Raw genomic sequence first — 26,869 nt, 5'->3', positions numbered from 1 at the left:
CTCCCACATACCCCAAGACTGAAGTATTCGCATCAATCGATTCAGTAAAAAGGATATCCCGAACATTAGCAAATTGTTATTTGACAGTTTCGCCGACACGACTGGTCAAGACCTTATCGATCAAACCATATTCGACCGCATCGTGCGCACTCAAGAAGTTATCCCTATCGGTATCCAAACGAATCTTTTCGATGGGCTGGCCGGTATGTAAAGCTAAAACTTTATTGAGCTTTTCTCTAATTGATAATATTTCACGAGCATGAATATCGATATCGGAAGCTTGCCCCTGAAAACCGCCTAAAGGTTGATGAATCATCATGCGCGAGTGAGGCAAACAAAAACGTTTACCTTTAGCGCCGCCAGTTAACAACAATGCTCCCATACTCGCCGCCTGACCAATACACATTGTACTGACATCGGGCTTGATAAACTGCATTGTATCGTATATCGACATACCCGCGGTCACCGAACCGCCCGGAGAATTAATATAAAGATGAATGTCTTTATCCGGATTTTCCGATTCGAGAAACAATAACTGCGCAACAACCAGATTGGCCATGTAATCTTCGACTTGCCCTACCAAAAAAATCACGCGCTCTTTGAGCAATCGGGAATAAATATCGAACGAACGTTCGCCCCGAGCTGTCTGTTCAATGACGATCGGGACCAAACCGCCGGCCGCCTGTGGCTGCATGTTATTATTTAACTCATTTCGATAGTGCATTTGCATTCCTAAGATCTGTTACTTCTTGCCCATGATAGCATCGAAATTGACTTTTTCATCGGTGACTTTCGCTCTTTCGACAATCCACTCAACGGTTTGGTCTTCCAAAACCAGCTGTCGAATTTCATTCAGACGATTTTCATCGGAATAATACCAATTAATAACATCCTCAGAACGCTCGTAACTTTGCGCCATATCTTCAATCGTCGATCGTACTTTCGCTTCATCGACTTTAATATTGTTGGCCTGGATAACCTCGCTCAGAATCAAGCCTAAAGCAACTCTTCGACGCGCCTGCTCCTCAAAAACATCCCTAGGTAACTCAGACTCCTCTAGCTTGCGATTTTGCTTTTTGGCGTTTTCAACATAGGGCTTGATTATTTCCTCGACTTCCTGATCGACAAGCGTTTTAGGCAATGTAACCGAAATATTGGCATACAAACTATCCATTACGGCAGTTTTCAGGTTGTTACGCAGAGCTTGCCTCAATTCCCGTTCCATGTTGGCCTTAACATCCTCTTTGAAAGTCGTTAAATCGCCATCTAAAACTCCGTAATCTTTCAGAAATTCGGCGTCTATTTCAGGAACCACAGACTCTTCAACCTTGGCTACAGAAACTTCAAACTCCGCAGGCTTACCTGCCAACTTAGCGTTACCGTATTGTTCGGGGAATGTCACGGTAAAAGTTTTGACGTCGCCGGCACTCAAACCAATCAGATTGTCTTCGAATCCGGGTATCATTTTGTTGGCGCCGATCTCGACAGGATAGTCGTCGACTTTGCCATCGGTGAAATTCTCGCCTTCGCTAACACCAGAAAAGCTAATCCAAACTTGATCGTTAGCCTGAGCTGGACGCTCCACTGGAGCCCAAGTTTTGTTTTGATTTCTGATTTGCTCGATCATCGCGTCAAGATCGGCTTCCTCGACAGACGCCACTTTTCGAACCACTTCGATACCGTCAATTCCTTGAAGAGATATCTCGGGATAGACTTCGAACTCCGCCGTGTATTGGAAGCCCTCCGACTCATCGATTGGCTGAATATGCGGATATCCTGCCGGTCTTAAATTTTGTTCTTGCAGGGCTTCAAAATAAGTCGACTGAATCAAATCACCGGCGATTTCTTCTCGAACCCTATCCTTGAACATTTTTTTAATAACATGCTGAGGTACTTTACCCGGTCGAAAACCATCCAATTTGACTTCGCGCGCCAAGGATTTAAAACGGCTTTCCATTTTATCCTTAACGACCTCTTCAGGCACGCTCACGGTCATTTTTCTGCTTAATTCCGATGTTTTTTCGACAGAAACCTGCATTTTTTACCTCAGCTATTTTGATACGATTGGATTAAGACGCCTGATAAAGGCTTAAGACTTGGAAAAGTTAACGTTGGGAACACTAACTTGAAATGTAGCGTATTTAGAATTTATTGGTGCGAATGGAGAGACTCGAACTCTCACAGGCTACCCTACTGGAACCTAAATCCAGCGCGTCTACCAGTTCCGCCACATTCGCACATTAAATGAACGCGGCATTATATTCGATATACGCCATTATACAAACCTTTTTTTCAAACCATTTATTCATACTTATCTCATATCAAAGTTTCGATAGCGCTTATGGCAGTCCACGCCATTTGTTACAGTGACGGACATAACTTAAGGAATATGCACAAAATAACTTCTACAAATATACCTTTCGCACTTCAAATTTCGGCAGTGACAGAGGAGGTGCTTGGGTGTCCGGTCGATTTTCGCTCCTGCAAAATCGACATTCACGCCATCCATGGCGCTCATAAAGGCTTTGCCAGCATGGAGCCGGCATAGAGCCTACATGGGCGTATTCACCCAGCACCTAAATTAAGCCATGATTTTGAATCATTGCCAAAGACCTATGGAATTTAGGTGCTGGATTTAGGGCTGGGTTCACGGCGTCCTTTAGCGGGACACCCAGGCGCCGAATTTTGATCTACGACGGGTATAGTAGACTTTGCGGCGGCTCGATGGCTCGCTTGACAAGACGCCGTGAACCCAACTATAAACAATGAAACTAACATAGTGCTTCATGAGCAATGACGGCCCACGAATCGTCATCGCCCGCTTTTCGCAACACACACTAAAGAAAAAACGCATGCATGATTTAACAAAGCTCTTGTTTTCGGCGCTGCTGCTCCATGGCTGCCATAACGTACAAGTCGAAACCGTACCGTTGTTCGACGATTTGGGCGACCACCGCTATTCGATCGCCACTTCATCGACTGCGGCGCAACGCTATTTCGACCAAGGCTTGATTCTAACCTACGGCTTCAACCATGCCGAAGCGGCTCGTTCGTTTCGTCAAGCCTATCGCTTGGACTCGACCTGCGCCATGTGCTATTGGGGCGAAGCGCTAGTCCTTGGACCGAATATTAATGCGCCGATGGACCCAAGCACTGTCCCACAAGCCTATGCATCGGTACAAAAAGCGATGACACTCGCCGATTCGGTCTCCGACAAAGAAAAAGCCCTCATTCATGCCTTAACCAAACGTTATGTAAAAGAGGCGCCGGCAGACCGGGTATATCTCGATGAAGCCTATGCGGCGGCTATGCGCGAAGTGGCTCAACGCTTTCCTGACGACCCCGTCATCCTCTCTCTATTTGCCGAAGCTTTGATGGATTTGCATCCATGGGACTTTTGGACCAACCAAGGCGAGGCCAAACCTTGGACAGCGGAAATTATATCGACGTTAGAACAAGCTCTGGCTATCGATGCCAATAATCCACTCGCCAATCATTTATATATTCACGCTCTCGAGGCCTCACCATTCCCCGAAAAAGCGCTTCCGAGCGCTCAACGCCTGTCGTCCTTGGTACCGGCTTCCGGCCATTTGGTACATATGCCGGCGCATATCTATATCCGCACCGGGCGCTACCGCGATGCGATTATGGCCAATCAGCAAGCTGTTAAATCCGATCACGGCTATCTGAGTCACAACCATGCCGAAAGCCTCTATACCCTTGCCTATGTCCCGCATAATTTTCATTTTTTATGGGCTGCCGCAATCAAAACCGGACGCAAGGCATTGGCTATCCAGGCGGCCGCCGATACAGCATCCAAGATCAAACCGGAATTGTTGCGCGAGCCCGGCTTTGACGGCACCTTGCAGCATTTTTCCTTGATCCCGCTTTACACTCAAGCCCTATTCGGCGAATGGGAAGCCATCTTGAATGAACCTACCCCGGCTCCCGATCTACTTTATCCGAAAGGCATCTGGCATTATACGCGCGGACTGGCTTTACTCAGAACAAATCAAGCCGAGTCTGCCCGTCAGGAATTGGCTCAACTTGAAAAAATCTTGAACGATCCCGCTATTGCCGAATTGAAAGTGTTCGATTTAAACCCGATCGCATCGTTGTTGCGAATCGGATCGGAAATTCTGAGCAGCGAACTGGCCGCCGAAAGCAAAGACTACGACAAAGCCGCCGGGCATCTCAAACACGCAATTGAACTCGAAGACGGCCTCAATTATACCGAACCCAAGGACTGGTATTTGCCGCCGAGGCAGGTCTTGGGGGCGATTTTACTCGAAGCGGACCGACCGCAAGAGGCCGAACTCGTTTATCGCGAGGATTTGCGGCATCATCCGCAAAACGGTTGGTCATTGTACGGACTAGCGCAAAGCTTACGCGAACAGCATAAAAACCGCGAAGCCGATGAAATCGATACTCAGTTCCGGCACGTTTGGGCGGAAGCCGATGTCGAACTGACCGGTTCGCGATTTTAGGCAATTTCCAAGAATAAACATGTCTTGACCTGATTAGCAAGCTTCTTCAGCTAAAGCCCAAAGATCAGCATATCCCTAGCAGGACGGGGTTCGTAAGCCATGCACGTCAAGCTAAAAACGGCCACCCACTTCACGCTCTTTCCCAAGCTCCAGCTTGGGAAAAACACCCCGGAAGCGCAGCCGAAGGGCTCAGGGCAAGAGCTTCCTGAGACCGACACAACCTCCGCTCACTCTCAATCAACCCCGCGACTTGCTCGTTCAATTTTTCTTGATTGTCGGGAAGCTAGAGCTTCCTGAACAGGTTACCCAAGCTGGAGCTTGGGTAACAGCATATTTTAGTTTTTGCGACTACGACTGGCCTCTGCTTGGACACTTGGTTTCGGCAAGCTGAAGCATCTTGCTAATCAGGTCAAATTTTGGCAGTGTCAGGAGGAGGCGCCTGGGTGTCCGATAAACTTAAATTCGGCAGTTAAACCATGAAGCACATGAAGTTCATGAAGGATTTCTGGAAATTACTTAAATCTTCTCGCTAACCTTTTTGGTGAGCGAAAGCTTGATTCATACGCGTAATAAGTTATTGAATTAACCTTCTATTCTTCATGATCTTCATGGTGAAATGCTTTTTCTAGGATAAAGGCTTTGCCAGCATGGAGCTGGTATAGAGCCTACATGGACGTATTTACCCAGCACCTAAATAAGCCATGATTTTAAATCATTGCCAAAGACCTATGGAATTTAGGTGCTGGGTTTACGGCGTCCTTTAGCGGACACCCAGGCGCCGAATTTTGATCTACGACGGGTATACTATCCATAAAAGCGGCTCACAAAGCCCACGCCATTCACTATCATTTGATCGCCAAACGTTTAGCCAAACGGTGCAAATTGCCTCGATCGACACCAAGGCGACGGGCCGTTTTCGCCCAATTCGATCCCTCTTCGAGATAAGCAGTCCTGATCAATTGCCGTTGAAAATCATCGACCGCCTGCGACAAAGTAACATTTTCAACCTCTGGCATAACCGGCGAGGCTTGCGCAAGCGTCTCATGTTTCTCCGCGAGATCCAAATCGCCCGGCTCCAGTATCACCGAGCGCCCTCGTATCGACGAAGCCCTGAGCACCGCTCGCAAGATCACATGCTCCAATTCTCGAACATTGCCCGGCCAGCGGTAACTTTGCAGAACCTCGACGGTTTCGGCGGCCAATCCGGCATTAACCAAACCTAAACGCCCCCTAGCTTGATTAAGAAAATACCGGGACAGCACGGCAATATCGACGATACGTTCGCGTAGCGGAGCAACATGCAGCGGATAGACACTCAGCCTGTGGTACAAATCGGCGCGAAAACGGCCTGCCTTGACTTCCTCGGCCAACATTCGGTTCGTGGCGGCAATGATCCGCACATCGGCTCGATGACTCTTGTCGGAACCGATGCGCTGGATTTCGCCGAATTGCACCGCGCGCAACAATTTCGCCTGTATCGTCAACGGCAATTCGCCGACTTCGTCCAAAAACAGCGTGCCGCCATTAGCTAATTCGAATTTACCGGCGCGGTCGTTATTCGCGCCGCTGAAGGCCCCCTTCACATGGCCGAATAATTCGCTTTCGGCCAAGGCTTCAGGCAAAGCCGCGCAATTGACATAAACCAAGGGCTGATCGGCTCGCGGCGAACGGGCATGAATGATACGCGCGATGACTTCCTTACCGACCCCCGTTTCGCCTAGCAGCAGAACGGTCAAATCGGAACCGGCGACGATATCGATCTCGCCGCTCAATTTCCGCATTGCCGGGCTTTCACCCAAGGTTTGATTACTGCGCTGCAGGTTCTCGTTGACCAACTCACTAGCGACCAATTCACGGTGCTTTGCTAACTGCTCCAAACGATTGATATACGATTCATATCGCAACGACACCGTTGCCAAGGCAGCAAAAATGCGAAACACGCTGTCTTCGATATGATCAAAGGCACCGGGCTCCAACGAATCCGCGGACAGCACTCCGAATAGAGTGTTTTCATTATATAAGGCGCAACCGACACAGGCATGAACCCCAATCGTCCCATTGGCATCGTTACTTAGCAGACCGTCATAAGGATCGGGCCTCGGGTCGTTGACCGGGAACCTAACCGGGGCCCGCGATTGCATGATGACCGATAAGCGCGGATGAAGCTCCGGTTGAAACTGCATATCGAGGACCTTGGGTACCAAGCCGCGTGTCGCGACAGGGATCAATAGCCCGTCTTGATAACGCAACAGGGCGCACGCATGATTACCGGTAATTCTGGCAAACACGTTCAAAAATTCGGTATAACGCTCATTCATCGACAAATTAGCGGTCAAGGTGAGCACTACTTCACGTATAGCATTATCCATTTCAATAATCCCAGGCTGATCCGATAAAATACCGTGTTATTTAGACTCGTTTCGAGTCAATACGACACACCCCTATTTTACAACGATCACCTACAGCCTATGCAAGACTGTTCAGTAAATCTTTTTGGTATACGTCAAACCTCACTCCATCGATAAGTGTCATTATGACAACAATCACTAACACACCACAAAAAATTCCTTATTATTCAATAGCCTGAAATTTGGCCTAGTAATTGCTTCCGTATCCATCAAGTCATGCCGGAATACCCCAGTCGACGCGATCAACTGTTCTCCCCATACCGAAATCATTCACCGGCACCGATATTTATAGCAACCGAATAATTCAAGACAGGAAATCACCGATGTCAAAATCAATTTTGAACACGGCGCTAAGCCCCAACACAAACAATAGCCATGACTTCGATTACCGCGCGCTCCTTACTCGTTTCGGCAAACCGCGGCGCAATCGAATCGGCAGTATCATGACCGGTATATTCATATTACTCCTTCCCTTAGTATTATCGGGTTGCCAAGCGCCGCCGATCAAGGCGCCTGCATACAAAACCGCACAATTACGCCAGATCCTCGTCGTCCCAATCGAAACGCCGCCGCTCGAAGTCATTCCCGATCCCATCGACAACCGCCTACCGGTGCAGCGTCACTTTCGGAACATGGAGATCGCAACACCCTTGACCAAAAAGATCTATCTCAATCCGGGCAAGCTGCTAGTCTCGGGATTAATCAGCAACGAAGATGTCGTTACCGAGTTCGCCCCCGACATAGAACAAGACGCGCATCGCCCGTCACTCTCGCCCCTCGGTCAAGACTATTGGCTACCGAGCCAGGCTTTGGCTGAAAACCTAGTGACGCAATTGACCTTTAACAATATCAAATCCCAATTGAGTAGCCATTATTACCGGCTACCTAGCCCCACAGCTCGGTTCAGTAGCGACCCAGCCGACTGGCGCAAATCGGTTGCGCAGTGGTACGAACAAACGCAATCCTCGATCGACTACCGCTCGCTAAAGGATTCGGCCGGTTTTGATGCGGTTCTCGAAATCGGCATCGGACATTACCGAATCTTCGAAGGTCAAACAGCGCTACAAATTCTCATGCGCTTGGTCGATCCGGCCGACGGCACGGTCTTCGCCAGAACCAGCGCGGAAACGTATACGATTTCCGGCTCGTCGCAATCATTACTCGACAACGAAGGCCAACGCTTCAAACAACTGATTACCGATATGGGCATGCGACTCGTCGACCGCGGGCTCGGTAACATCGGGTTGCCGCTTCGGAAAACGGCTCTGAACCCATCTAAAATACCCTTCGTCGAAGCCCCGCCGGTCAATACACAATTTTAGCCTTGCCTCGATATGTTAATAGATTCGCCTCCCCCATGCTTTAAGGATTTGGCCGTAAATAACTTCCCTATTTTAAGGAGGGTTCGGTTGCTCGATTGGCAGGTGTCGGCGGCAGGGCAGATTTTTGCTCCTCGGCAATTGCTCCTGCATTGCCCTAATACACGCCATCCATGGCGTAATGCAAAATCTGCATTCATGCCATCCATGGCAATCAGATTCCGCCGTGTCAAGCCTACATGGACGTATTCACGGCGTCCTGCCAAGCGAGTGACCGAACCCTCAACAAGGCTCATAGTTCCAGGACGTTATTTATTACGAAATCCTAAGCGGCAATGAGCATCATTTATGCGAAACGCCTGAAAGGTTGGCGCTTTATTTTATTCAATGGCTGCCTGGGCTTGAGCCATGCCTTGGTCCTATTCAACGCCGGCGCCTACATCGCGATGCTGCCCCGCGTCGCCGGCGGCCTCGGCATTCCGTTGAGCTATGCCACTTGGACGCAAACCGATTATATGATCGGTTTGGCACTGTCCTTTCCTGTCGGCGGCTGGTTGTCGCGGCGCATCGGCGAATACCGCCCCTTTGTCGCGGCTTTTACGATCTTTGCGCTGGCCTCGTGGGTTTGCGCCTACAGCTCATCTTTCTATGTTTACTTGGCCGGACGCATCGTCATGGGCTTTGCCGGCGGTCTGACATTGCCGCTCGGACAGTCGCTACTGATCAAGGAGTTCCCGGATAAACGCAAATCGTTGGGCATCGGGGTCTGGAGCCTATTTACCTTGACGCCTTTCACCTTCGCGCCCCCCTTCGGCGGCTGGATCGCCGACACCTTGGGTTGGCGCTGGTTATTTTGGATCAACGTTCCGGTAGCGCTCACGATTGCCGGAGTCGTCGGCGCGCTACTCTACCAGCGCGGCTACAAGCGAATCTGGCGGCGCTTCGACTTCACCGGTTTTATTTTAATAGCCGTCATTCTGGGTTGCCTGCAAACGATTCTAAATATTGGCAACGACTGGGATTGGACGAATTCGCCGTTGATCGATGCCTTAATCATCGTCATGGCTATCAGTCTCGCCTATTGGATCGTTTGGGAAATCGGCGCACGTTATCCGTTTTTGGATATAGGACTGTTCGCGCATCGCAACTTCACAATCGGCGCCCTATCGCTGTTTCTGGGCTTTCTGTGCTTTCAAGGCCTGCTATCGATGCTGATCGTGCAATTGCAAATCACCCTAGGCTACTCGTCATGGCTGGCCGGACTAGTGTTTCTGCCGATGGCAATTTTCGCGAAACCGATGGGAGGGATCTTCCATGAAATCATCAAGCGCTTCGATGCCCGCCTATTGGCCTCTTTTAATTTACTCGGCTTCGCGGCGACCTATTTCTGGCTCAGCCGCTTCGATGTAAGCGACGCCTATGCCGATCTGTTCTGGCCCAAGCTATTGGAAGGCATTTGTTTGGGCAGTTTTTTCGTGCCGTTGACCGCGCTGATGCTGCATGGCCTGCCGCCGGAAAGGCAATGGCGAGCCGTCGAATTGGCCGGACTAATGCGGATTGCCGGAGGCGCATTCGGCATCACGCTGCAAACCATCATCATCTATCAACGCAAGCCGTTTCATATGACCCGGATAGCAGAAATCCTAACACCGCTCGCACCCCGTTACGACCAAGCCATCGAACCCTTACTCGCGACCGGGCTGTCCGAACGGCAGGCCTTCATTAAACTGGCCAAAATCGTGGAACGCGAATCGGTGCTGAACGCGATGAACGACGCTTACTGGTTGGCCGGCTGTCTATTCGTCGGCCTGTCGATCTTGGTTTGGTTCGCCTATCCGACCCGTCAACCGGCTAAATCGACGATCGCCCGCGCGCTAAGGCGCAAGGCTCAACAAGCCTTATCGGAGGGGCCATGACAGGTAATCCGGCCAAACAGCACACTGCTAGCGCCTGCCTACTCGGCGGTACGCTATTGATAGCCGGTTGCGCGTGGTTTCCCGAAAGCACGCAACGCGCCGTAATGAATGCGTTGCCCGAGATCGGCCAAACGATTCGCGAGGCGCAGCAAAATCTGCCGGCGGCCGATCGATGGCCGGACCCGGCTTGGTGGGACATTTTCAACAATCCGCAATTACAAACACTGATAGAAGCCTCGCTCGAAAGCAACCCGGACCTGAAAGCCACCGCGGCACGGCTAAGCCAGGCTCAGTCGATGGTCGATGCGCAAGCAGCCGAACTGTATCCGACCGTCCATGCCAACATCACCTTCAATGCCCAACGATTTTCCGCGAACAGCGTGCAAGTCAAATTCGCCGGAGAAAATTTCCGGCACATGCTGATCAACCCATTAATCTTGCGTTATCACCTGGACTTTTGGGGACGCGACAAAGCCGCTTTGCAAGCCGCTGTCGGCCGTGCCGTTGCCGTCGAAAACGAACTGGCCGACGCCAAATTATTGTTATCTGCCACCGTCGCGCAAGGCTATTTCGACTTGAGCGAAAGCACCGAAAAACTGAAACTGATACAACAAATCGTGCAACACAAAAAAACACTGCTAAAACTCGAACAGACTCGGCTCGAGCTCGGATTGGTCGAACGCTCCGCGCCGCTGAATACCGAAATCGAATTGAATGCGGCCCGGGAAATCGAAGCCGCTTTTCGCGCCAAGGTCGATCTACAGCGCCATTTACTCGCGGCGCTCGCCGGGCGTGGCCCCGACTGGGGACAAAGCATCGCGGCCGGCCCCAGCTTGTTTCCGAAACGCTTGAATCTACCGGCCAACCTGCCGTTGAGCCTTCTCGCACACCGTCCCGATATCGCTGCTGCCAGGCTGCATGCCGAAGCCGCCGCCGAAGAAATCAAAGTCGCCGAAACCGCATTTTACCCGGACGTCAACCTAATCGCATTTACCGGACTGCATAGCGTCAGCATGACCGACGTAATGTTACAAGGCGCAAGCTTGGCCTATGCTGTCGGACCTTCGATCGAGTTTCCGATCTTCGAAGGTGGTCGTTTGCGCGCTAATTTGACTTATCAAGAAGCCACCTACGATGCGGCGGTGGAACGCTATAACGCCAGTCTGCTGCATGCCGTACAAGAAGTCGCCGATGCTTTGACGCATTGGCAAGAGGCCGAAGCCAGACTCACTGAACAGCAACGTTCGTTGGAGGCGGCGCAAAGCAATGAAAGTCTCGCGCAATCCCTCAATCGAGCCGGACTCAACAATCGTAGCGATTTGCTGGAAGCCCGAATTCAGGTTTTGGATCAACGCTACCACTTAACGACGCTCGAAAACGAACGCTTCAAAACCGCCGTGCAACTCTTTAAAGCCCTGGGCGGCGGCTATACCGAAAACGACAAACTATGACGACAGCCGTACCCAAAAAAATTCGCCCGAAAGAAATCCTTCGCCAACGTAACCGCCGATTGAAAGGGATAACACTGGCGATATTACTGGCCGGCTTGAGCTATTTCGCTTATTGGTGGTATGTGAATCGAGATTGGGTCACTACCGACGACGCCTTCGTCGCGGGACATTTGATCACAATCAAAGCGTTGACCGAAGGTATCGTCGTCGAAGTCGCGGTCGAAGACACCCAGTCCGTGCAAGCCGGCGACCTATTGATTCGCCTCGACGGCAACCATGCCGAGGTCGCATTGCAACAAGCGAAAGCCGAATTGGCCGAAACGGTCAGAAACATCGTCACGCTGAAAACCCGAATAGAAACGCTCAATCATCGCGTGATTGCCCGGCAAGCTTCGCTGGCAACGGTTCGCCACGATCTCAAGCGCTACGAAAGCGCCCTCTTCGAAGGCGCGGTATCCGAACAGCAAGTGCAAAACGCCCGCGACCAACTGCGTGAATTGGAAGCGGCGATCGGCGAAGCCGAAGCGGAAAAAATGGGCATTCAAGCGCAATTACTCGAATCCGACATCGACCACCATCCATCCGTCGAAAAAGCCAAGAGCCGCGTCAAAAAAGCCTATTTGGATTATCGCCGAAGCAATATCTTCGCGCCGGTATCGGGCTATGTTGCCAATCGCCGCGCGCATGTCGGAGATCATATCAAGTCCGGCATGCCGTTAATGGCCATTGTGCCGCTAGACGAGGTCTGGGTAGAGGCCAATTTTCTCGAAACCCAAATCGCTTCAATCCGCCCCGGCCAATCCGCGGAAATCAAGATCGACGCTTACGGCGGCGAAAGGCTATACCATGGCACCGTGCAAGGCCTAAACCCCGGAACCGGCAGCGTATTCGCGGTACTGCCGACCAACAACGCCACCGGCAACTTCATTCATATCGCCGAGCGCGTGCCGGTCCGCATTGGACTCGACCCGAAGGAAATACAAGAACACCCGCTACAGCCGGGACTATCGACACTAACCCGGATCAACATTAGCGAAACAGGAGAGCCGCTCTTGACCTCGAACGCCGGCACCCGTACCGAGTTTTACCGTACTACTATCTTCGACAACGAATTGGAAGAAGCCGAACGATTAATCCACGAAATCATTTTTAAAAACCAACCTGCCAACTATCGCTTAAAAGAGTAATGACGAATTACGCGTGATTCTTAAAATCATTTCACGAAAACCGGCTAAATCTCACTGTTGATTAGTTAATTCCAGTTACCCACAAAACCTGTGGATAACTCTGTGCATATCTTGATGATGAAAGCTTCGATGCCGCGTAATTATTACGGTTTTGTTAAATTGTTCAATTTTTATACAGCCCTCATATTTTTATTAAATCAACAACTTATGAAGCAATACCGGTTTCTCTAAGTCCTTGATTTATGATTTTAGGTTCGGAAAACGCTTAATGCACTCGGTGTGCATAAGCCGGTAACGGTCAAGTCATTTTTTGATTATTTTTACAATCAAGAAACCTTGGTATGATCGGGATTAACAAAAAACTTGCCGGCCACGGGCCCGGCGGTTTATGTTGGGCGTTAAGAATTCCACATAAAGAGGAGATTCGCGATGCATAAACAATATATTCCCGCATCATTACGCTTGCTTTTTCTATCGAGCTTACTTGCCGCTAGTATTTCCGGTCTCGCCGCCGAAGGATCCCAAACCATGAGCCTTAAACTTCAATCCCCAGATTTCAACGAAAACGGCCCGATTGCCAAAACTTTTACCTGCGACGGAGACGATATTTCTCCAGCATTGACTTGGTCCGGAATACCGTCAAACACCAAAACACTTGTGTTGATCATCGACGACCCCGACGCACCGGATCCGAAGGCGCCGAAAATGACTTGGGTGCATTGGGTGCTCTACAACATACCGGCATCGGCCCCCGGACTGGCGAAAGCCGTTAGCGACGAAGAATTGCCGCCGGGTACACTCCAAGGCAAGAACGATTGGAAGAAAATCGGATATCGAGGACCGTGCCCGCCGACCGGCAAGCATCGTTATTTTCATAAACTCTATGCCTTAGATATCGAGCTACCTGACCTCAATGAGCCAACCAAAGCAGAACTTGAACAGGCGATGCAAGGACATATTCTCGACAAGGCCGAATGGGTGGGAACTTACGAACGTTAGTTATAAAATTAGCTAAGGATTTCCTGAAAAATAACTTCCTAAAGTTATGAGCTTTGTCGAGGGTTCGGTAACTCGCCTGGCAGGACGCCGTGAACCCAGCGCCTAAATTATCCAAGATAGTTAACCATAGCCAATGGGGTATGGAATTCATCCAGCACCTAAATTACTCCCTTCTTACTGAAGAATCGTTCAACTTTGTTGGGTATGGGGTATGCCTATCGAGGAGCGCCGTGAACCCATCCATGGGGGCTTGACGGCGGCTCCCTGCCGCCGACATCCTCGCTAGGCATACCCCACACCTTCTCGTTCTTATACGCTTTTTCGGTCAAAAGGGAGTAGCCATAATATTAAACATAGCTAATGGCTATGGAATTTAGGTGCTGGGTAAATACGTTCATGTAGGCTCTATGCCAGCTCCATGCTGGCAAAGCCTTTACCGAGCACCCCGAGGCCTCCTCCGGCACTGCCGAAATTTGATCTACGGCTATATAGGGAGTAAATGAGCAGGGGACGCTCAGTCTTGCCGATGGAATCATCGGAAACGCCCGACATAAACCGGACGTTTCTGTGTAGAGCTTTGTGTCAATTGCCGTTGAACGGATGCTCCAGCATGATTGTTTCGTCACGATCAGGACCGGTCGACAGAATAGCGACCTTAACGCCGATCAGTTCTTCGATTCTTCTGATATAGGATTTCGCGTTTTCAGGCAATTTGTCGTATTCGGTCACACCTTCGGTGCTTTCGCTCCAACCCGGCATTTCTTCGATGATCGCTTCGCAAGCTTGATAACGGTCGGCACCTAACGGAGCGGTTTCGGTGAATTCGCCATCCAATTTGTAAGCTGTACAAATGCCGATTTTTTCGAGGCCGTCGAGCACGTCGAGTTTGGTCAAGCAAATGCCTGTCAAACTGTTCAATTGCGCGGATTTACGCATCGATACCGCATCGAACCAACCGGTTCGGCGTTTGCGTCCGGTCGTCGCGCCGAACTCATGACCTTTCACCCCGAGATGCTCGCCGATATCGTTCATTAATTCGGTTGGGAAAGGACCGTTGCCGACCCGTGTCGAATAAGCCTTGGTAATACCCAATACATAATCGAGATTCAGCGGACCGACGCCGGTTCCGGTCGAGGCGCCGCCAGCCGTCGTATTCGACGAAGTCACATAGGGATAAGTACCGTGGTCGATATCGAGCAACGCACCTTGTGCGCCTTCGAACAATATCTTTTTACCGGTGCTTTGATATTTTGAAAGCACGTCGCCGACATCGGCCAACATCGGCTTTATTTGCTCGCCTTGAGCCAGAACTTCGTCGAGTGCTTGGTTAAAATCGACCGCATCGACTTTATAATAATTTGTCAGCATGAAGTTGTGATAATCGAGCAATTCTTTCAACTTATCGCTGAAGCTGCCGACATCGAATAGATCGCCGGCTCGCAAACCTCTACGCGCGACTTTATCTTCATAAGCAGGGCCAATGCCGCGCCCGGTCGTGCCGATGGCTTTGTTTCCACGCGCCAGTTCGCGGGCCTGATCGATCGCGACATGAATCGGTAGGATTAGTGCGCATGCCTCGCTAATCAGTAGTCGATTCTTGACAGAAATGCCGGCTTTCTCGAGAATTTCGATCTCTTCAAGCAATGCATTAGGCGCGAGCACGACACCGTTGCCGATCATGCATTGCACGTCTTTTCGCAGAATACCGGACGGTATCAGATGCAACACGGTTTTCTGGCCTTGAATGACCAAGGTATGACCCGCATTGTGGCCGCCTTGAAAACGGACGACAGCGTCCGCCTGATCGGTCAGCAAATCGACCAGTTTACCCTTTCCTTCGTCACCCCATTGAGTGCCGATGACAACAACATTTTTTCCCATGATGATTCCAAAATTAAGCGATAGCCTTAACAATCCAATCGGTATTATTTTTTTCCAAGATCGAAGTAAATCCAAGCTCTTTGTAGTTTCCGGTCTGTCCGGGTAATTCACGGATGACGGTACGGCCTTCGGCACGTAAATCCCGAATTTTTTCGGCCAACTCCCTGTCTTCGGAAGCGGGGGCAAAAATAATTTCCGGCCGATCAAGCGGAATAATGTCTTTACTTAAAACCGATAATAATTTTAAATCGGCGCTAAAACCGGTTGCAGGACGGGCCCTACCGAAGACTTCGCCGATATTGTCGTAGCGTCCGCCTCTAGCTATCTCGCGCCCTACGCTCGGCATGAAAGCCGCAAACACGACGCCGGTATGATAGCGATAGCCTCTGAGCTCGGCCAAATCGAAACTCAACGGCAAATCAGGAAAAGCGACCGCCATTTGATCGGCAATCATTTGCAAATCTGCCAAGGCCTGTTTTACGGCATCGCCGGCATCGGCAAACACGGCTCGTGCTTGCTCGATTGTTTCGTAACCACCATTCAGTTCCGGCAACTTGAGCAGCATTGTTTTCAGGTTCTCATCGACAGTCAATCCATCTATGAGCCCTCGAATTTCCGGCCGCGCTTTTCGCTGCAACGCATCGAACAATGCCGATTCGTCGGCATCGGTTAACTCAGCCTGTTCCGATAAGGCTCGATAAATGCCGACATGTCCCAAGTCGAGATGAATATTTTTCAAACCAGTCATCGCCAACATTTCCAACATTAGCGAGATAACTTCGACATCGCTCTCACGACCTTCGTGACCGTAGAGCTCCGCACCGATCTGCATCGGACTCCGGGTTTTTTCGAGCGGGTCGCCAAGCGTATGCAATACCGTGCCGACATAGCATAACCGGGCAGGCGAACAGTTATTAAGGTTATGTGCGTCGATACGCGCAACCTGTGGCGTCATATCGGCACGAATGCCCAGCATTTCACCGCTCAGCTGATCGGTTAATTTAAAGGTTTGGAGATCCAAATCATGACCGGACCCGGTCAACAGAGAATCCAAATAATCTATCATTGGCGTAATGACTAGAGAATATCCCCAACACGAAAAAACATCCAATAACTTGCGCCTAAGATTTTCCAGGTGCTTGGCTTCAGCCGGCAAGACTTCTTCGATACCATCCGGCAAAAGCCAAGTATTTTTTTGTTGCATTTTTTACGTACCCACTCAAACAAAACGCCCCGTAAAGACGGAGCGTTAGTTTTGTCAAATGTCCAATCGACTTAATTGAACAATAAATTTTACCAGTCTTTATTTCTGAGACTTGAAGTATTTAAAGAACTCCGATTCCGGATCGATGACCATCATGCGCTCAGGATCGTTAAATGTATCTTTATATGCATTGATACTACGATAAAAGCTGTAAAATTCAGAATCTTTTGTAAACGCTTTAGCATAGGTATCGGCCGAAATCGCATCGCCTTCGCCTCGCAGCTTCTCGGCTTCTCTAAAGGCTTCGGCAAGAATTACGACACGTTGTCTATCGGCATCGGACCGAATACGTTCAGCGGCCTCGGAACCTTGAGAGCGAAACTCCCTGGCTACCCGCTCACGTTCGGCTTCCATCCTTCTAAACACCGAGTTACTGACATCAGACGGTAAATCGATACGCTTGACTTGAACGTCGATAATATCGAGACCTAAATCAGCCGCGATCTCTCTAGTTTTATCAATCAAGATTTCCCGAATGATTTTTCGGTCGGTCGCGACCAACTGCGTGATATCGCGTTTACCGAATTCGCTACGAAAGGCATCCTTAATGATTTGATCCAGTCTTAAATTGGCCTGATTAATATCACCGCCAACTACCGTATAAAACGCCTTGACATCGCCGATTCGCCATTTGACGAAAGAGTCGACGATTACGTTTTTCTTCTCTGCGGTCAAAAAACGCTCCGGCGTAGTATCCATTGTTTGAATACGGCTATCGAATTTTTTGACATTATTGACGATTGGCCATTTGAAATGGATACCGGACTCATAGTCGTCTTTGACGATTTCACCCAACTTGAATTTAATAGCTTTTTCAGTTTCCGATACGGTAAAAACGCACATCAACCCAACGAATAGGATTGCGGCTACACCGATTAAAATTTTATTCAAAGTCATTAGCGTCCCCTTCCTTCACGACCGCGAGTAGTGGTTCGAAAAACCGGATCGATCGGCCTAGTTTGCGTCACGTTGCCGGTTTGAGGCTTTGGCGCAGATTCTTCCGTTGGAGATTGTTTAATCAATTTATCCAAGGGTAAATACATCAAATTATTACCGCCTTTAACATCAAGGAAAACGGTATTGGAATGGGTCAATACGCTCTGCATAGACTCGATATACAAGCGCTTACGCGTCACCTCGGGAGCCTTTTTATACTCGCCGAGCAAAGCCAAGAAACGACTGGCTTCACCTTCCGCACGAGCTATCACCTGCTGCTTATAACCTTCGGCTTCCTGCATCTTCCTAGCCGCGGCGCCGCGTGCTTTCGGGATGACATCGTTCGAATAAGCTTCCGCTTCATTGATTAAACGCTGCTGATCTTCTCGAGCCTTGATCGCATCTTCAAACGCCCCCTGAACTTGCTCAGGCGGCTGGGCATCCTGCAAGTTGACACTGGTAATTTGGACGCCCGATTCATAAGAATCCATGACCTCCTGAATTTCCTCCCGGATTTGCGCTACAATTTCAGTACGCCCTTCGGTCAAGACAAAGTCCATTTTACTCGAACCGACCACACCGCGTTGAGCCGCTTCGGTCACCTGTTTTAATGTGATCTCAGGGCTAACGATGTTGAACAGGAAATCCTTCGCATCCTTGACTTGATATTGCACAGCCAAACGGACATCGACGATGTTTTCGTCTTTAGTCAACATCAACGCTTCTTTCGGCACCGACCCCAAAGTCTGTTGAGATCCACCGCTACGATACCCGACTTCTATAAAGCGTTGTCGTCTGACATTAACTAATTCGACGCTTTCGATGGGGGCTGGTATGTGCCAATTCAAGCCGGCCTGGGTCGTTTCGGTGTATTTACCGAAACGTGTCACAACACCATGATTACCTTCATCTACGATGTAAAAGCCACTAAGGCCCCACAATACGACGGCACCTCCAACAAGAAACGCGAAGCCTTTCATCGAGCCGCCAGGCGAACTACCGCCTCCACCGCCCCCGCCAAAAATTCCGCCTATCTTTTCCTGAAGCGCTCTGATCGCTTCATCCAGATCCGGAGGTCCTTTATCGTCTCCTCCACGACCGCTCCAAGGATCTTTTTTACCGCCGCCAGGCTCATTCCAGGACATAGCTATGCTCCATTTGGATTTTCTTAAATTAAACATTAAAAAGACGTCTATTACAGTAAAATAAAAAATCGGTAATATGAAAAATCAACATTCGCAACCGCTTCAATCACTTAATAAACCTATAAATTTAAACAAAAATTATTTTTGTCTCTCACGTTTTACCCTTATTTTATTGACTGCTTCCGATAAAGACCGCAAACACGAAGAGAGCAACAAGCATTTGTATTATTGATAATCATCAAGTCGGGGATTATCCTAAAAAAACCACCTTTATACAAACCCACCTATCGAGATAAGAATATTCATACTACGCCTCCAACTTATCAAGCGATTTCAAAACACCCAAATGCTTTTTATCGATTTCGACTAGTAAATCCCATCCTCCCGTATCGCTCACTTCTTCCTCGAGGACCGTTCCCAGACGGAAAAGCTTCGCTCGAACGTCGCCTTGAGTTGGCAAAAGATTAATCTGTCGTCGCACTTTGCTGGAAGCAAAAATTTCGGCCAACACCTGATACAGCAAATCAATGCCTGCACCGGTTTCGGCCGACAACCAGACTCTCAGAGCATTACCTTCATCATCCCTATCGATATGCGGCTCAATATCCGGCAAGAGGTCAATTTTATTAAACACTTGCAGCTGTCTGATTTCATTCGCTTCGATATCCTCTAAAACCTGATTAACCTGGGCTATAGTTTCATCGCGGTCTTCGGCATTAGCATCGATCACATGCAGAAGTAGATTTGCCTCGCTAGCTTCTTGTAGTGTCGATCTGAAAGCAGCAACCAACTCATGAGGTAAATGCCGAATGAATCCAACGGTATCGGCCAAGACAATTTCGGCATTATTGGGCAATACGCATTGGCGCAAAGTTGGATCGAGCGTCGCAAATAACTGGTCGGCCGCATAAATTTCCGCGCCGGTCATCGTATTGAATAGCGTCGACTTCCCCGCATTGGTATAACCGACCAACGAAACCGATGGAACTTCAGCTTTTTTACGTTTACTTCGCCCTTGATGTCGCTGTTTGGCAACTTTATTCAAGCGGCGTTGAATTTGTTTGATCCGAACCCCCAAAAGCCTGCGGTCGGTCTCAAGCTGTGTTTCACCGGGTCCCCTTAAGCCGATCCCGCCTTTTTGCCGCTCCAAATGCGTCCAGCCGCGAATTAGGCGAGTGGATAAATGCCGCAATTGAGCCAATTCGACTTGAAGCTTACCCTCGAAAGTCTGCGCCCGCTGTGCAAAAATATCCAAGATCAAACCATTGCGATCGACCACACGAACTTCCAACGCTTTTTCGAGGTTGCGCTCTTGGCTTGGTGATAAAGGATGATTAAATAAGACGATATCGGCCGAATAATCGCTAATAGCCTGCTTGAGCTCCTCAAGCTTGCCGGTACCGATAAAATATTTCGAATCGGGGCTTTGCCGGCTGCCGGTCAACACATAAACCGGATCGGCACCCGCCGACTTAGCCAATTCTTTCAATTCCGAAAGGTCTTCGGGTGAAGTATGTAAGGTGAGGTGAACGAGCACGGCCCGTTCACCGGCATTTGGACGCTCAAACAATCAAGCGCTCCTTGTATCGTTAATCTTCAATGAGTTCGTTATCACGGGTGATTTTTACGGGTTTTCCTGGAACGATCGTTGAAATGGCATGTTTATAAACCATTTGGCTGACCGTGTTCTTTAGCATAATGACATATTGATCGAACGAATCGACACGACCTTGCAGCTTGATTCCGTTCACTAAAAAAATCGATACAGGGGTATGCTCTTTTCTGAGTGTATTTAAAAAATTATCCTGCAAATTTTGCCCTTTCGACATCCGCTTTCTCCTTATTATTTTTAGCTAGCCTAAATAAACTATGAATACACTATACCAATACTTTTCAGTAAGTCTAACTTAATTCGCAGAGCATTTTAACCCGTTTTTAATACTCTTGGACAATTATTAAACAATAGCACACTGATCGCCCTCGGCAATCAAGCATAACTGGAATCCAAGCAACCAAATCCTAGGGAAAATTTTCAATAAACGACTCTTGAACGACTATGTAACAACTTTTCCCGGCACTGAACAAAATCATCATAGCTTTCCAAAAACTTAATCGGCGATACCGATACCCTAATTTCGCGCATATCTAAGACCGTCGATGCCCGCACGTAGACAAAGGTCGGCGCGTTACCTCGCAATAATGCATCGAGCATATCTTCCGCTGCATCGCCATACACACTGAGCCGATCAAAATCTCGGCCATGCGCAGCACCGTCCAAATATACCGCATGATTAGGTGACGCTAACTCGTTATGTATCCAAGGTGCTGTTGCTTCGATGACATTCGCCTTAATGATATCGGCCTTAACTCGTCTTTCCTGCAATGAGAATTTTAACGCAGCCCCGGAACGATGACTGAACACCGCTACGCCATAATTGGGGACGGTTTGTTTAAGAAGGCACTCCGATTGACCGCTTTCAACGTCCCATTTTGCATCCATCATCGGCACTTCGTAAAACTCTGCATAAGCCTTTGCAGTCGAAACAATTAATAATAATACAATCAACCCACTAAAAAGTTTCATATTCATAACCCGGTCGTTTTTATCCATATACAGATAGTATCGGCAAACTAGGCGGATTATTTAAACTGATCCATGACAAAATCCTCGACTACCTTGACGAAGTGCTCAGGCTGTTCGGCATGCAACCAATGCCCGGCATTCGCAATTGTTGCGACAGCCGCGTTAGGAAACAACGCCGGAACGGCTTCGGGCCGAAAATAAGTGGAATTTTCTCCGGTTATGAACAATACCTCTCCGACAAAACCCGCCACTCCCTCGACGGAAGGAAAACCGACGATATAATCGGCCGACTGTTGGCAATAATCCAGATTGATGCGCCAAGCATACTGTCCATCCCGCAATATCAAGTTTTGCAATAAAAATTGCCTGAAGCCAATATCGGGAATCGCCTCAGACAAAAAATCATCAGCCTGTTTACGATTCGAAAGCGATGCTAAAGGCAAGCGGTCAAGCGCCTCGATAATACGATCGAAATTGTGTTGATAAGCGACCGGCGCAATATCCGCGACTAACAAACGCGACACCCGCTCGGGATAATTGAGCGCGAACCACATCGCGGTCTTGCCGCCCATGCTATGTCCAAGCAAGGTAGCCGATTCTAAATTCAGACGATCCATGAATGTCGCCAGATCGGATGCCATCAGCGGATAGTCCATGCTCTCGGCATGGGGCGATGCGCCATGATTGCGCTGATCCGGCACATAAACACGGAAACGCTCGGACAAACGCTTGGCAATTTGCCTCCAGTTGCGAGACGAAGCTAAGAAGCCGTGCAAGATAACCATTGGCGGCGCGCGCTCTTCGCCGAAGGTTTCATAATGTAACTGAATGTCGCCCATGACTATATAAAGCTGAACGCGGCACCGATCAAGCCGCCGAAAACACCGCCCCAAACCACAAGCCATCCCAAGTGTTGGCGGATAATGGTCTGCACGATTTCCTTGACTAGCTGAGGCGTTAATTGATTCAAGCGTTTATCGATAACAGTCTCGATTTTGTCGACAATATCTTCGCCAATCTTATGAGCGTCCAAACTATGATGTAAAGCTTCTTTGAAGCGCTCCGAATCGACCGTTTCGGTCAAAATGAGTTTCATTTTCTCGGTAAAAGGCTCTTTGAGCGGCTTTAATGCGTCTTCTCCACCCATCATCATCAACATGCCGCCGAATGAAGAGTTCATGATCGAAGCCACCAGACCTTCGTAAACCCGGTCATAATCGACTGCATTCAATATCGGCTCTAAATTCAATACCTTGCCGCCTTCCCGTTCTTCTTTCTCGATAAAATGTTCGACATTTTCGACGGTAAAAAACTGTTGCATCATCAGAAGCTTGATCGACGATTTAAACTCCTCGAAACGATTGGGGATGACGCCGGAGCCATATAACAACGGCACTTTTTCAAATAACATATGCACGGCCAACCAATTGGTAATCGCACCCGACAATGCAAAAAAACCGACCGCTTTCATTAAATCCTGCTGTACAGGGCACACATAGCCGGTAACAACGATCAAAACCGCCAGCAAGTTCGTGATTAAACTTTTGTTGAATAACTTTTTCATGATGATTTAAACAATAATAATCGTAACTATTCAGCGCATGCGATAGGTTGGTGTCAGGCATTGATTCATAAGGCTGTCTGCAACAGGACGTTGCAGTCAGAGCTTACAGGGATGTATTCACGCGTCCTTAGAAATCAATGCCTGACACCTGCTCATACATGACTTATGCTGAATAATTACTAATAATCTTTTCAATGGATGCAGTATCCGGGACTATGGGGACGATATCATCGGTTTCAAGCCGTTCAAACATATTGCCCGGCGCACCAACCCGACGACCAAGCCCATTGAAAGTTATAACCGCCGAGCCAACCGGTCACATCGAGTACTTCGCCGATGAAATACAAACCCGGCACATCATGGCAGCCCATCGTTTTCGATGAAATCGCGTTGCAATCGACGCCGCCCAGCGTCACTTCCGCGGTGCGGTAGCCTTCCGTCGCGTTTGGTTTGATCGTCCAATGGTTGATACTGTCGGTAATAGCATCGATTTGAGCAGCCGATAAATCCGCCATATTACTATTCAGCAACTTTTCTTCGATTAAATAGGCGATCAAACGTTTCGGCAATAATTCGGCTAGCACGGTCTTTAACGCGGCTTTAGACTTTGTCGTTTTAAGCTGCCAAAGATGCTCGGCAAGATCGGTCTCGGGTAACAAATCGATCGTCAAGAACTGTCCGGGACGCCAGTAGTTCGAAATCTGCAGCATCGCCGGACCGCTTAGACCCCGATGGGTAAACAACAAATTCTCGGTGAAACTTTGCTCTAAACAACTTACCCGGCATAACAGTGCGATACCGGAAAGTTCGGATAATCGCTGCTTGTCGTCCGGTTGCAGCGTAAACGGAACCAAGCCCGCCGAGGTCGGCCAAACTTTAATACCGAATTGTTCGGCGATTTTATAGCCGAAAGGCGTCGCTCCCATTTTAGGAATCGACAGACCGCCGGTAGCAATCACTAGCGAACGGCATAAATAATTTTGCAGCTTGGTGTTAATCAGGAATTTTCCATCGGAACGATGCTCAATGGCTTCGATGTGGGTATTCAAATCAATGTCGACACCGACCGAATCGCACTCGGTCAACAGCATGTTAAGAATATCCTTAGCGCTGTCGTTACAAAACAGACGACCGAATTCTCGCTCGTGATAAGGGATGCGATAACGCTGAACCCAATCCAGAAAATCCCATTGTGTAAATCGACTCAAGGCCGATTTACAAAAATGCGGATTATGTGAAATATAATTGTCCGGCTCAACCGAATAATTGGTGAAGTTACAGCGTCCGCCTCCGGACATCAGAATCTTTTTACCGGGCTTTGCGGCTAATTCCAACACTTTCACATTGCGCTTGCGCTTACCTGCTTCGATGGCGCACATTAACCCCGAAGCGCCCGCACCGATTACGACGACATCGGTTTCCACCATAGTTTATATCCGGAAAAAAGCGGCGAACTATACAAGAACCGCAATCAAATCACCAGACTTCGAGTCAATCAGCGTGAGAAATTAGCCTTGTAGGACATACATAAGCGACAAGCGCATTTGAAAAAAAGAGACGGGGCCATCAAAAACTTTTTTGCTCCGTATATCCTTCCGGCTCATGCATGACCACAGCGCCCAATTCGGCGAATCGAAACAAACGCATTGCGCGTTCGCCGTTATAATCAAGCACTCGCAAAGGACGATCCGCATTCAATTCTTGTTCGGCTTTTTCGAAATGATGTCCATAGCGATCTCTGGCCAAAGATATCGGAATTTCATAGGCCACAAACTTTTCGACGCCCTTGCCTGCCAGCACCGCTAAAAAAGACTGGTCGTCGACTTGCGAACGATCCGTCATCACAACCATCGTGCCGCTACCGGAGAATAATAAAAATACTTTCATCGTTTAAGCCTCCCGAAAACCCGTAAGCAACAACCTCAACCGGAGGTAAGAATAATATGACAAGCTTGAGCATGCTCGGCTGCCGTTCGACCAAGGTCAGTCAAATATCCGCCATCTGCTTGCGTTACCAAGCCTTTTTGGTACAAACGCGCTACCGCATCGATTACAGAGGCATTGGCATCCTTATGGATTTTGATTCCCTCGAGTGTCGTCGCTAGGTTGTAATGCAACAATATATTGAGTTCGTCCACTAATTCTTGTTTGAGCATGTATGTTCTCCATTTATTATTAATATCATTAGACCACAGAAGCGGATAATAACCATTTTCGAAAAAGTTCGGCGTTTATTTTGAATGAAGCTCCCGACAAGTTTTAATCCTATAAGGGTTAGCCCTCGAAAATAGTGAGCAGTGAAATGATTCGATATTTTTACTACTTGTCAAGCCCTCTTTCACCATACTACGCCGATCTAGCATTATTGCGCCCGAGTAACGAAGCGATCAGGGTTACAATTTTATCCAAAGCCCCCTTGTTATCAGCGACAAATTGCAATCCCTTTTGAGCCAATGCATCACGCACTGCTCGATTTTGATGGAAATAACCAATATTAGAGAGGATCTCTGCTTCATTGGAACATTGAACGGCTGCTTCAGCGGCTAACACATTGGATTGAATTTCTCTGAAATTATCCATGTAAGGGCCGAACATTACCGGAACACCAAGCGCTGCCGGCTCTAAAATATTGTGCCCTCCGACCGGCACCATACTGCCGCCGACAAAAGCCAAATCGGCAGCCGCATAAAACAACTTCAACTCGCCTATACTGTCCAACAAAAATACATCGGTTTCATCCGCACATTTCAATCCGGACGAACGGGTTATCAGCTTTAAATCATTGCCGACAACCAGTTGCTCGACTTCGGAAAACCGCTCAGGGTGACGAGGTACGAGCAGTAACAGCAATTTAGGTATCATGGCTTTGAGCTTCGGATAAAGACCCAAAAAAATCGCTTCTTCGTTTTTATGCGTGCTAGCGATAATCCAAATAAAACGTCCGGCGAAGTATTCCTGCTTCAGTTGCTTACCTCGATCAGGCAATTGCGAATCGATGTCGATATCGAACTTCATATTGCCGACCGATTGAACGCGCTCCCGCTCCGCGCCGATCGACACGAATCGTTCGGCATCTTCCTGCGTTTGAGCGGCAATTTGACTCACGCAAGTAAGCGCCGGCTTAATTAGGCTCGGAATTTTGGCGTAACCGCGCGCGGATCTATCGGACAATCGAGCATTGACAATGCATAATGGAATACCCTTTGCCTCGCAGGCTGCAAATAGATTGGGCCAAATTTCGGTTTCCATGACGACGCCAAGCTCGGGCCTAAATGCCGCAATAAACCGCGCGACCGAATCGGGCGTATCATAAGGAAGATAAACATGAGCGACAGAATCGGCTAAAACGGCTTGAACACGCGCGGAACCGGTCGGCGTGGTCGTAGTAATCAGGAATTTTTTTGCAGGATAATCTTGCTGAAGGCGCTTAATTAACGGAAAAGCCGCCTCGGCCTCTCCGACCGATACGGCATGAAACCAGATAAACGAACCTTCGAAACTGTGCCGATACAGCCCAAGCCTCTCCCAATATCGATTACGATATTCGGGCGCCTTGATACTCCGCCAAAGCAATCGCCCAAAAATCAGCGGCAATAATAAATAAAAAACGGCGGAATAAATAACTCGCACGATGTTTAGCCTTAACATTCCGGAAAAAAAGAGGGGGCACTAAGGATTTCGTAATATGCCCATCGTAGATGAAAATTCGGCCTTGGGGTACCCGTCAA

At 48.8% G+C, this 26,869-nt stretch carries 22 protein-coding genes and 1 tRNA gene; 6 read left to right on the top strand and 17 right to left on the bottom strand.

Annotated features, from left to right (window positions below; translation table 11 throughout):
* Positions 1–76: 76 nt before the first annotated feature.
* The 3 genes from clpP to WJM45_RS05485 form a co-directional block, all read right to left on the bottom strand.
* A complete protein-coding gene (clpP, locus tag WJM45_RS05495; protein ID WP_341327971.1) occupies positions 77–724 on the bottom strand; it encodes an ATP-dependent Clp endopeptidase proteolytic subunit ClpP in 648 nt (215 codons plus the stop codon).
* Positions 725–742: 18 nt separating this feature from the next.
* Positions 743–2,038, bottom strand: a complete 1,296-nt coding sequence (gene tig, locus WJM45_RS05490) for a trigger factor (protein WP_341327970.1) — start codon at positions 2,036–2,038, stop codon at positions 743–745.
* A gap of 114 nt (positions 2,039–2,152) precedes the next feature.
* Positions 2,153–2,237: transfer RNA gene (locus tag WJM45_RS05485), tRNA-Leu, on the bottom strand.
* Between the two features lie 549 nt (positions 2,238–2,786).
* Here WJM45_RS05485 and WJM45_RS05480 point away from each other — a divergent pair.
* Entirely contained in the window at positions 2,787–4,487 is a 1,701-nt protein-coding gene (locus tag WJM45_RS05480; RefSeq protein ID WP_341327969.1) for a hypothetical protein, read from the top strand.
* Between the two features lie 845 nt (positions 4,488–5,332).
* Here the strand turns inward: WJM45_RS05480 and norR are convergent.
* The gene (gene norR, locus WJM45_RS05475; protein ID WP_341327968.1) at positions 5,333–6,856 is read right to left on the bottom strand and encodes a nitric oxide reductase transcriptional regulator NorR; all 1,524 of its coding nucleotides are present in this window, start codon (positions 6,854–6,856) and stop codon (positions 5,333–5,335) included.
* 362 nt (positions 6,857–7,218) lie between these two features.
* Here norR and WJM45_RS05470 point away from each other — a divergent pair, with 362 nt between their 5' ends.
* The 5 genes from WJM45_RS05470 (at position 7,219) to WJM45_RS05450 (ending at position 13,767) form a co-directional block, all read left to right on the top strand.
* Positions 7,219–8,217, top strand: coding sequence for a hypothetical protein (locus tag WJM45_RS05470; RefSeq protein WP_341327967.1), 999 nt, complete (start codon positions 7,219–7,221; stop codon positions 8,215–8,217).
* Between the two features lie 332 nt (positions 8,218–8,549).
* Positions 8,550–10,130, top strand: coding sequence for a DHA2 family efflux MFS transporter permease subunit (locus WJM45_RS05465; protein WP_341327966.1), 1,581 nt, complete (start codon positions 8,550–8,552; stop codon positions 10,128–10,130).
* Positions 10,127–11,581, top strand: coding sequence for an efflux transporter outer membrane subunit (locus WJM45_RS05460; RefSeq protein ID WP_341327965.1), 1,455 nt, complete (start codon positions 10,127–10,129; stop codon positions 11,579–11,581). Before WJM45_RS05465 ends, WJM45_RS05460 begins: the two co-directional genes overlap by 4 nt.
* Positions 11,578–12,768 (top strand): efflux RND transporter periplasmic adaptor subunit, encoded by a 1,191-nt coding sequence (locus WJM45_RS05455; protein ID WP_341327964.1) that lies wholly within the window; start codon positions 11,578–11,580, stop codon positions 12,766–12,768. The genes WJM45_RS05460 and WJM45_RS05455 overlap by 4 nt, the downstream gene beginning before the upstream one ends.
* Positions 12,769–13,197: 429 nt before the next feature.
* A complete protein-coding gene (locus tag WJM45_RS05450) occupies positions 13,198–13,767 on the top strand; it encodes a YbhB/YbcL family Raf kinase inhibitor-like protein (protein ID WP_341327963.1) in 570 nt (189 codons plus the stop codon).
* Positions 13,768–14,349: 582 nt separating this feature from the next.
* Here the strand turns inward: WJM45_RS05450 and WJM45_RS05445 are convergent.
* The 13 genes from WJM45_RS05445 to waaA form a co-directional block, all read right to left on the bottom strand.
* On the bottom strand, positions 14,350–15,648 hold the full coding sequence (locus WJM45_RS05445) for an adenylosuccinate synthase (protein WP_341327962.1): 1,299 nt from the start codon (positions 15,646–15,648) through the stop codon (positions 14,350–14,352).
* Between the two features lie 13 nt (positions 15,649–15,661).
* Positions 15,662–16,852: an ATP phosphoribosyltransferase regulatory subunit gene (locus WJM45_RS05440; protein ID WP_341327961.1), complete on the bottom strand. Its 1,191-nt coding sequence runs from the start codon at positions 16,850–16,852 to the stop codon at positions 15,662–15,664.
* A gap of 99 nt (positions 16,853–16,951) precedes the next feature.
* Complete coding sequence (hflC, locus tag WJM45_RS05435) at positions 16,952–17,809, bottom strand: protease modulator HflC (protein ID WP_341327960.1); 858 nt, start codon at positions 17,807–17,809, stop codon at positions 16,952–16,954.
* Entirely contained in the window at positions 17,809–18,993 is a 1,185-nt protein-coding gene (gene hflK / locus WJM45_RS05430) for an FtsH protease activity modulator HflK (RefSeq protein ID WP_341327959.1), read from the bottom strand. Before hflK ends, hflC begins: the two co-directional genes overlap by 1 nt.
* A gap of 307 nt (positions 18,994–19,300) precedes the next feature.
* On the bottom strand, positions 19,301–20,563 hold the full coding sequence (gene hflX / locus WJM45_RS05425) for a ribosome rescue GTPase HflX (protein ID WP_341327958.1): 1,263 nt from the start codon (positions 20,561–20,563) through the stop codon (positions 19,301–19,303).
* 19 nt (positions 20,564–20,582) lie between these two features.
* Positions 20,583–20,822, bottom strand: coding sequence for an RNA chaperone Hfq (gene hfq / locus WJM45_RS05420; RefSeq protein ID WP_125220321.1), 240 nt, complete (start codon positions 20,820–20,822; stop codon positions 20,583–20,585).
* A 203-nt stretch (positions 20,823–21,025) separates the two neighbouring features.
* Positions 21,026–21,577, bottom strand: coding sequence for a hypothetical protein (locus tag WJM45_RS05415; protein WP_341327957.1), 552 nt, complete (start codon positions 21,575–21,577; stop codon positions 21,026–21,028).
* A gap of 56 nt (positions 21,578–21,633) precedes the next feature.
* Positions 21,634–22,416, bottom strand: a complete 783-nt coding sequence (locus WJM45_RS05410; RefSeq protein WP_341327956.1) for an alpha/beta fold hydrolase — start codon at positions 22,414–22,416, stop codon at positions 21,634–21,636.
* Between the two features lie 2 nt (positions 22,417–22,418).
* The gene (locus WJM45_RS05405) at positions 22,419–23,141 is read right to left on the bottom strand and encodes a DUF445 domain-containing protein (RefSeq protein WP_341327955.1); all 723 of its coding nucleotides are present in this window, start codon (positions 23,139–23,141) and stop codon (positions 22,419–22,421) included.
* A 245-nt stretch (positions 23,142–23,386) separates the two neighbouring features.
* Complete coding sequence (locus WJM45_RS05400; protein ID WP_341327954.1) at positions 23,387–24,568, bottom strand: NAD(P)/FAD-dependent oxidoreductase; 1,182 nt, start codon at positions 24,566–24,568, stop codon at positions 23,387–23,389.
* 139 nt (positions 24,569–24,707) lie between these two features.
* Positions 24,708–25,028 (bottom strand): hypothetical protein, encoded by a 321-nt coding sequence (locus WJM45_RS05395; RefSeq protein WP_341327953.1) that lies wholly within the window; start codon positions 25,026–25,028, stop codon positions 24,708–24,710.
* A 35-nt stretch (positions 25,029–25,063) separates the two neighbouring features.
* Positions 25,064–25,297 carry a TIGR02647 family protein gene (locus WJM45_RS05390; protein ID WP_341327952.1) on the bottom strand — a complete coding sequence of 78 codons (234 nt, stop codon included), beginning with the start codon at positions 25,295–25,297 and terminating at the stop codon, positions 25,064–25,066.
* Between the two features lie 190 nt (positions 25,298–25,487).
* Positions 25,488–26,771 (bottom strand): lipid IV(A) 3-deoxy-D-manno-octulosonic acid transferase, encoded by a 1,284-nt coding sequence (waaA, locus tag WJM45_RS05385; RefSeq protein ID WP_341327951.1) that lies wholly within the window; start codon positions 26,769–26,771, stop codon positions 25,488–25,490.
* Between the last annotated feature and the right edge of the window lie 98 nt (positions 26,772–26,869).

This window comes from Methylotuvimicrobium sp. KM2 (genome assembly GCF_038051925.1).
In the GTDB taxonomy this organism is placed as follows: domain Bacteria; phylum Pseudomonadota; class Gammaproteobacteria; order Methylococcales; family Methylomonadaceae; genus Methylotuvimicrobium.
Note: the sequence above shows the minus strand (reverse complement) of the source record. Positions and strands in the feature narration are given on the sequence as shown.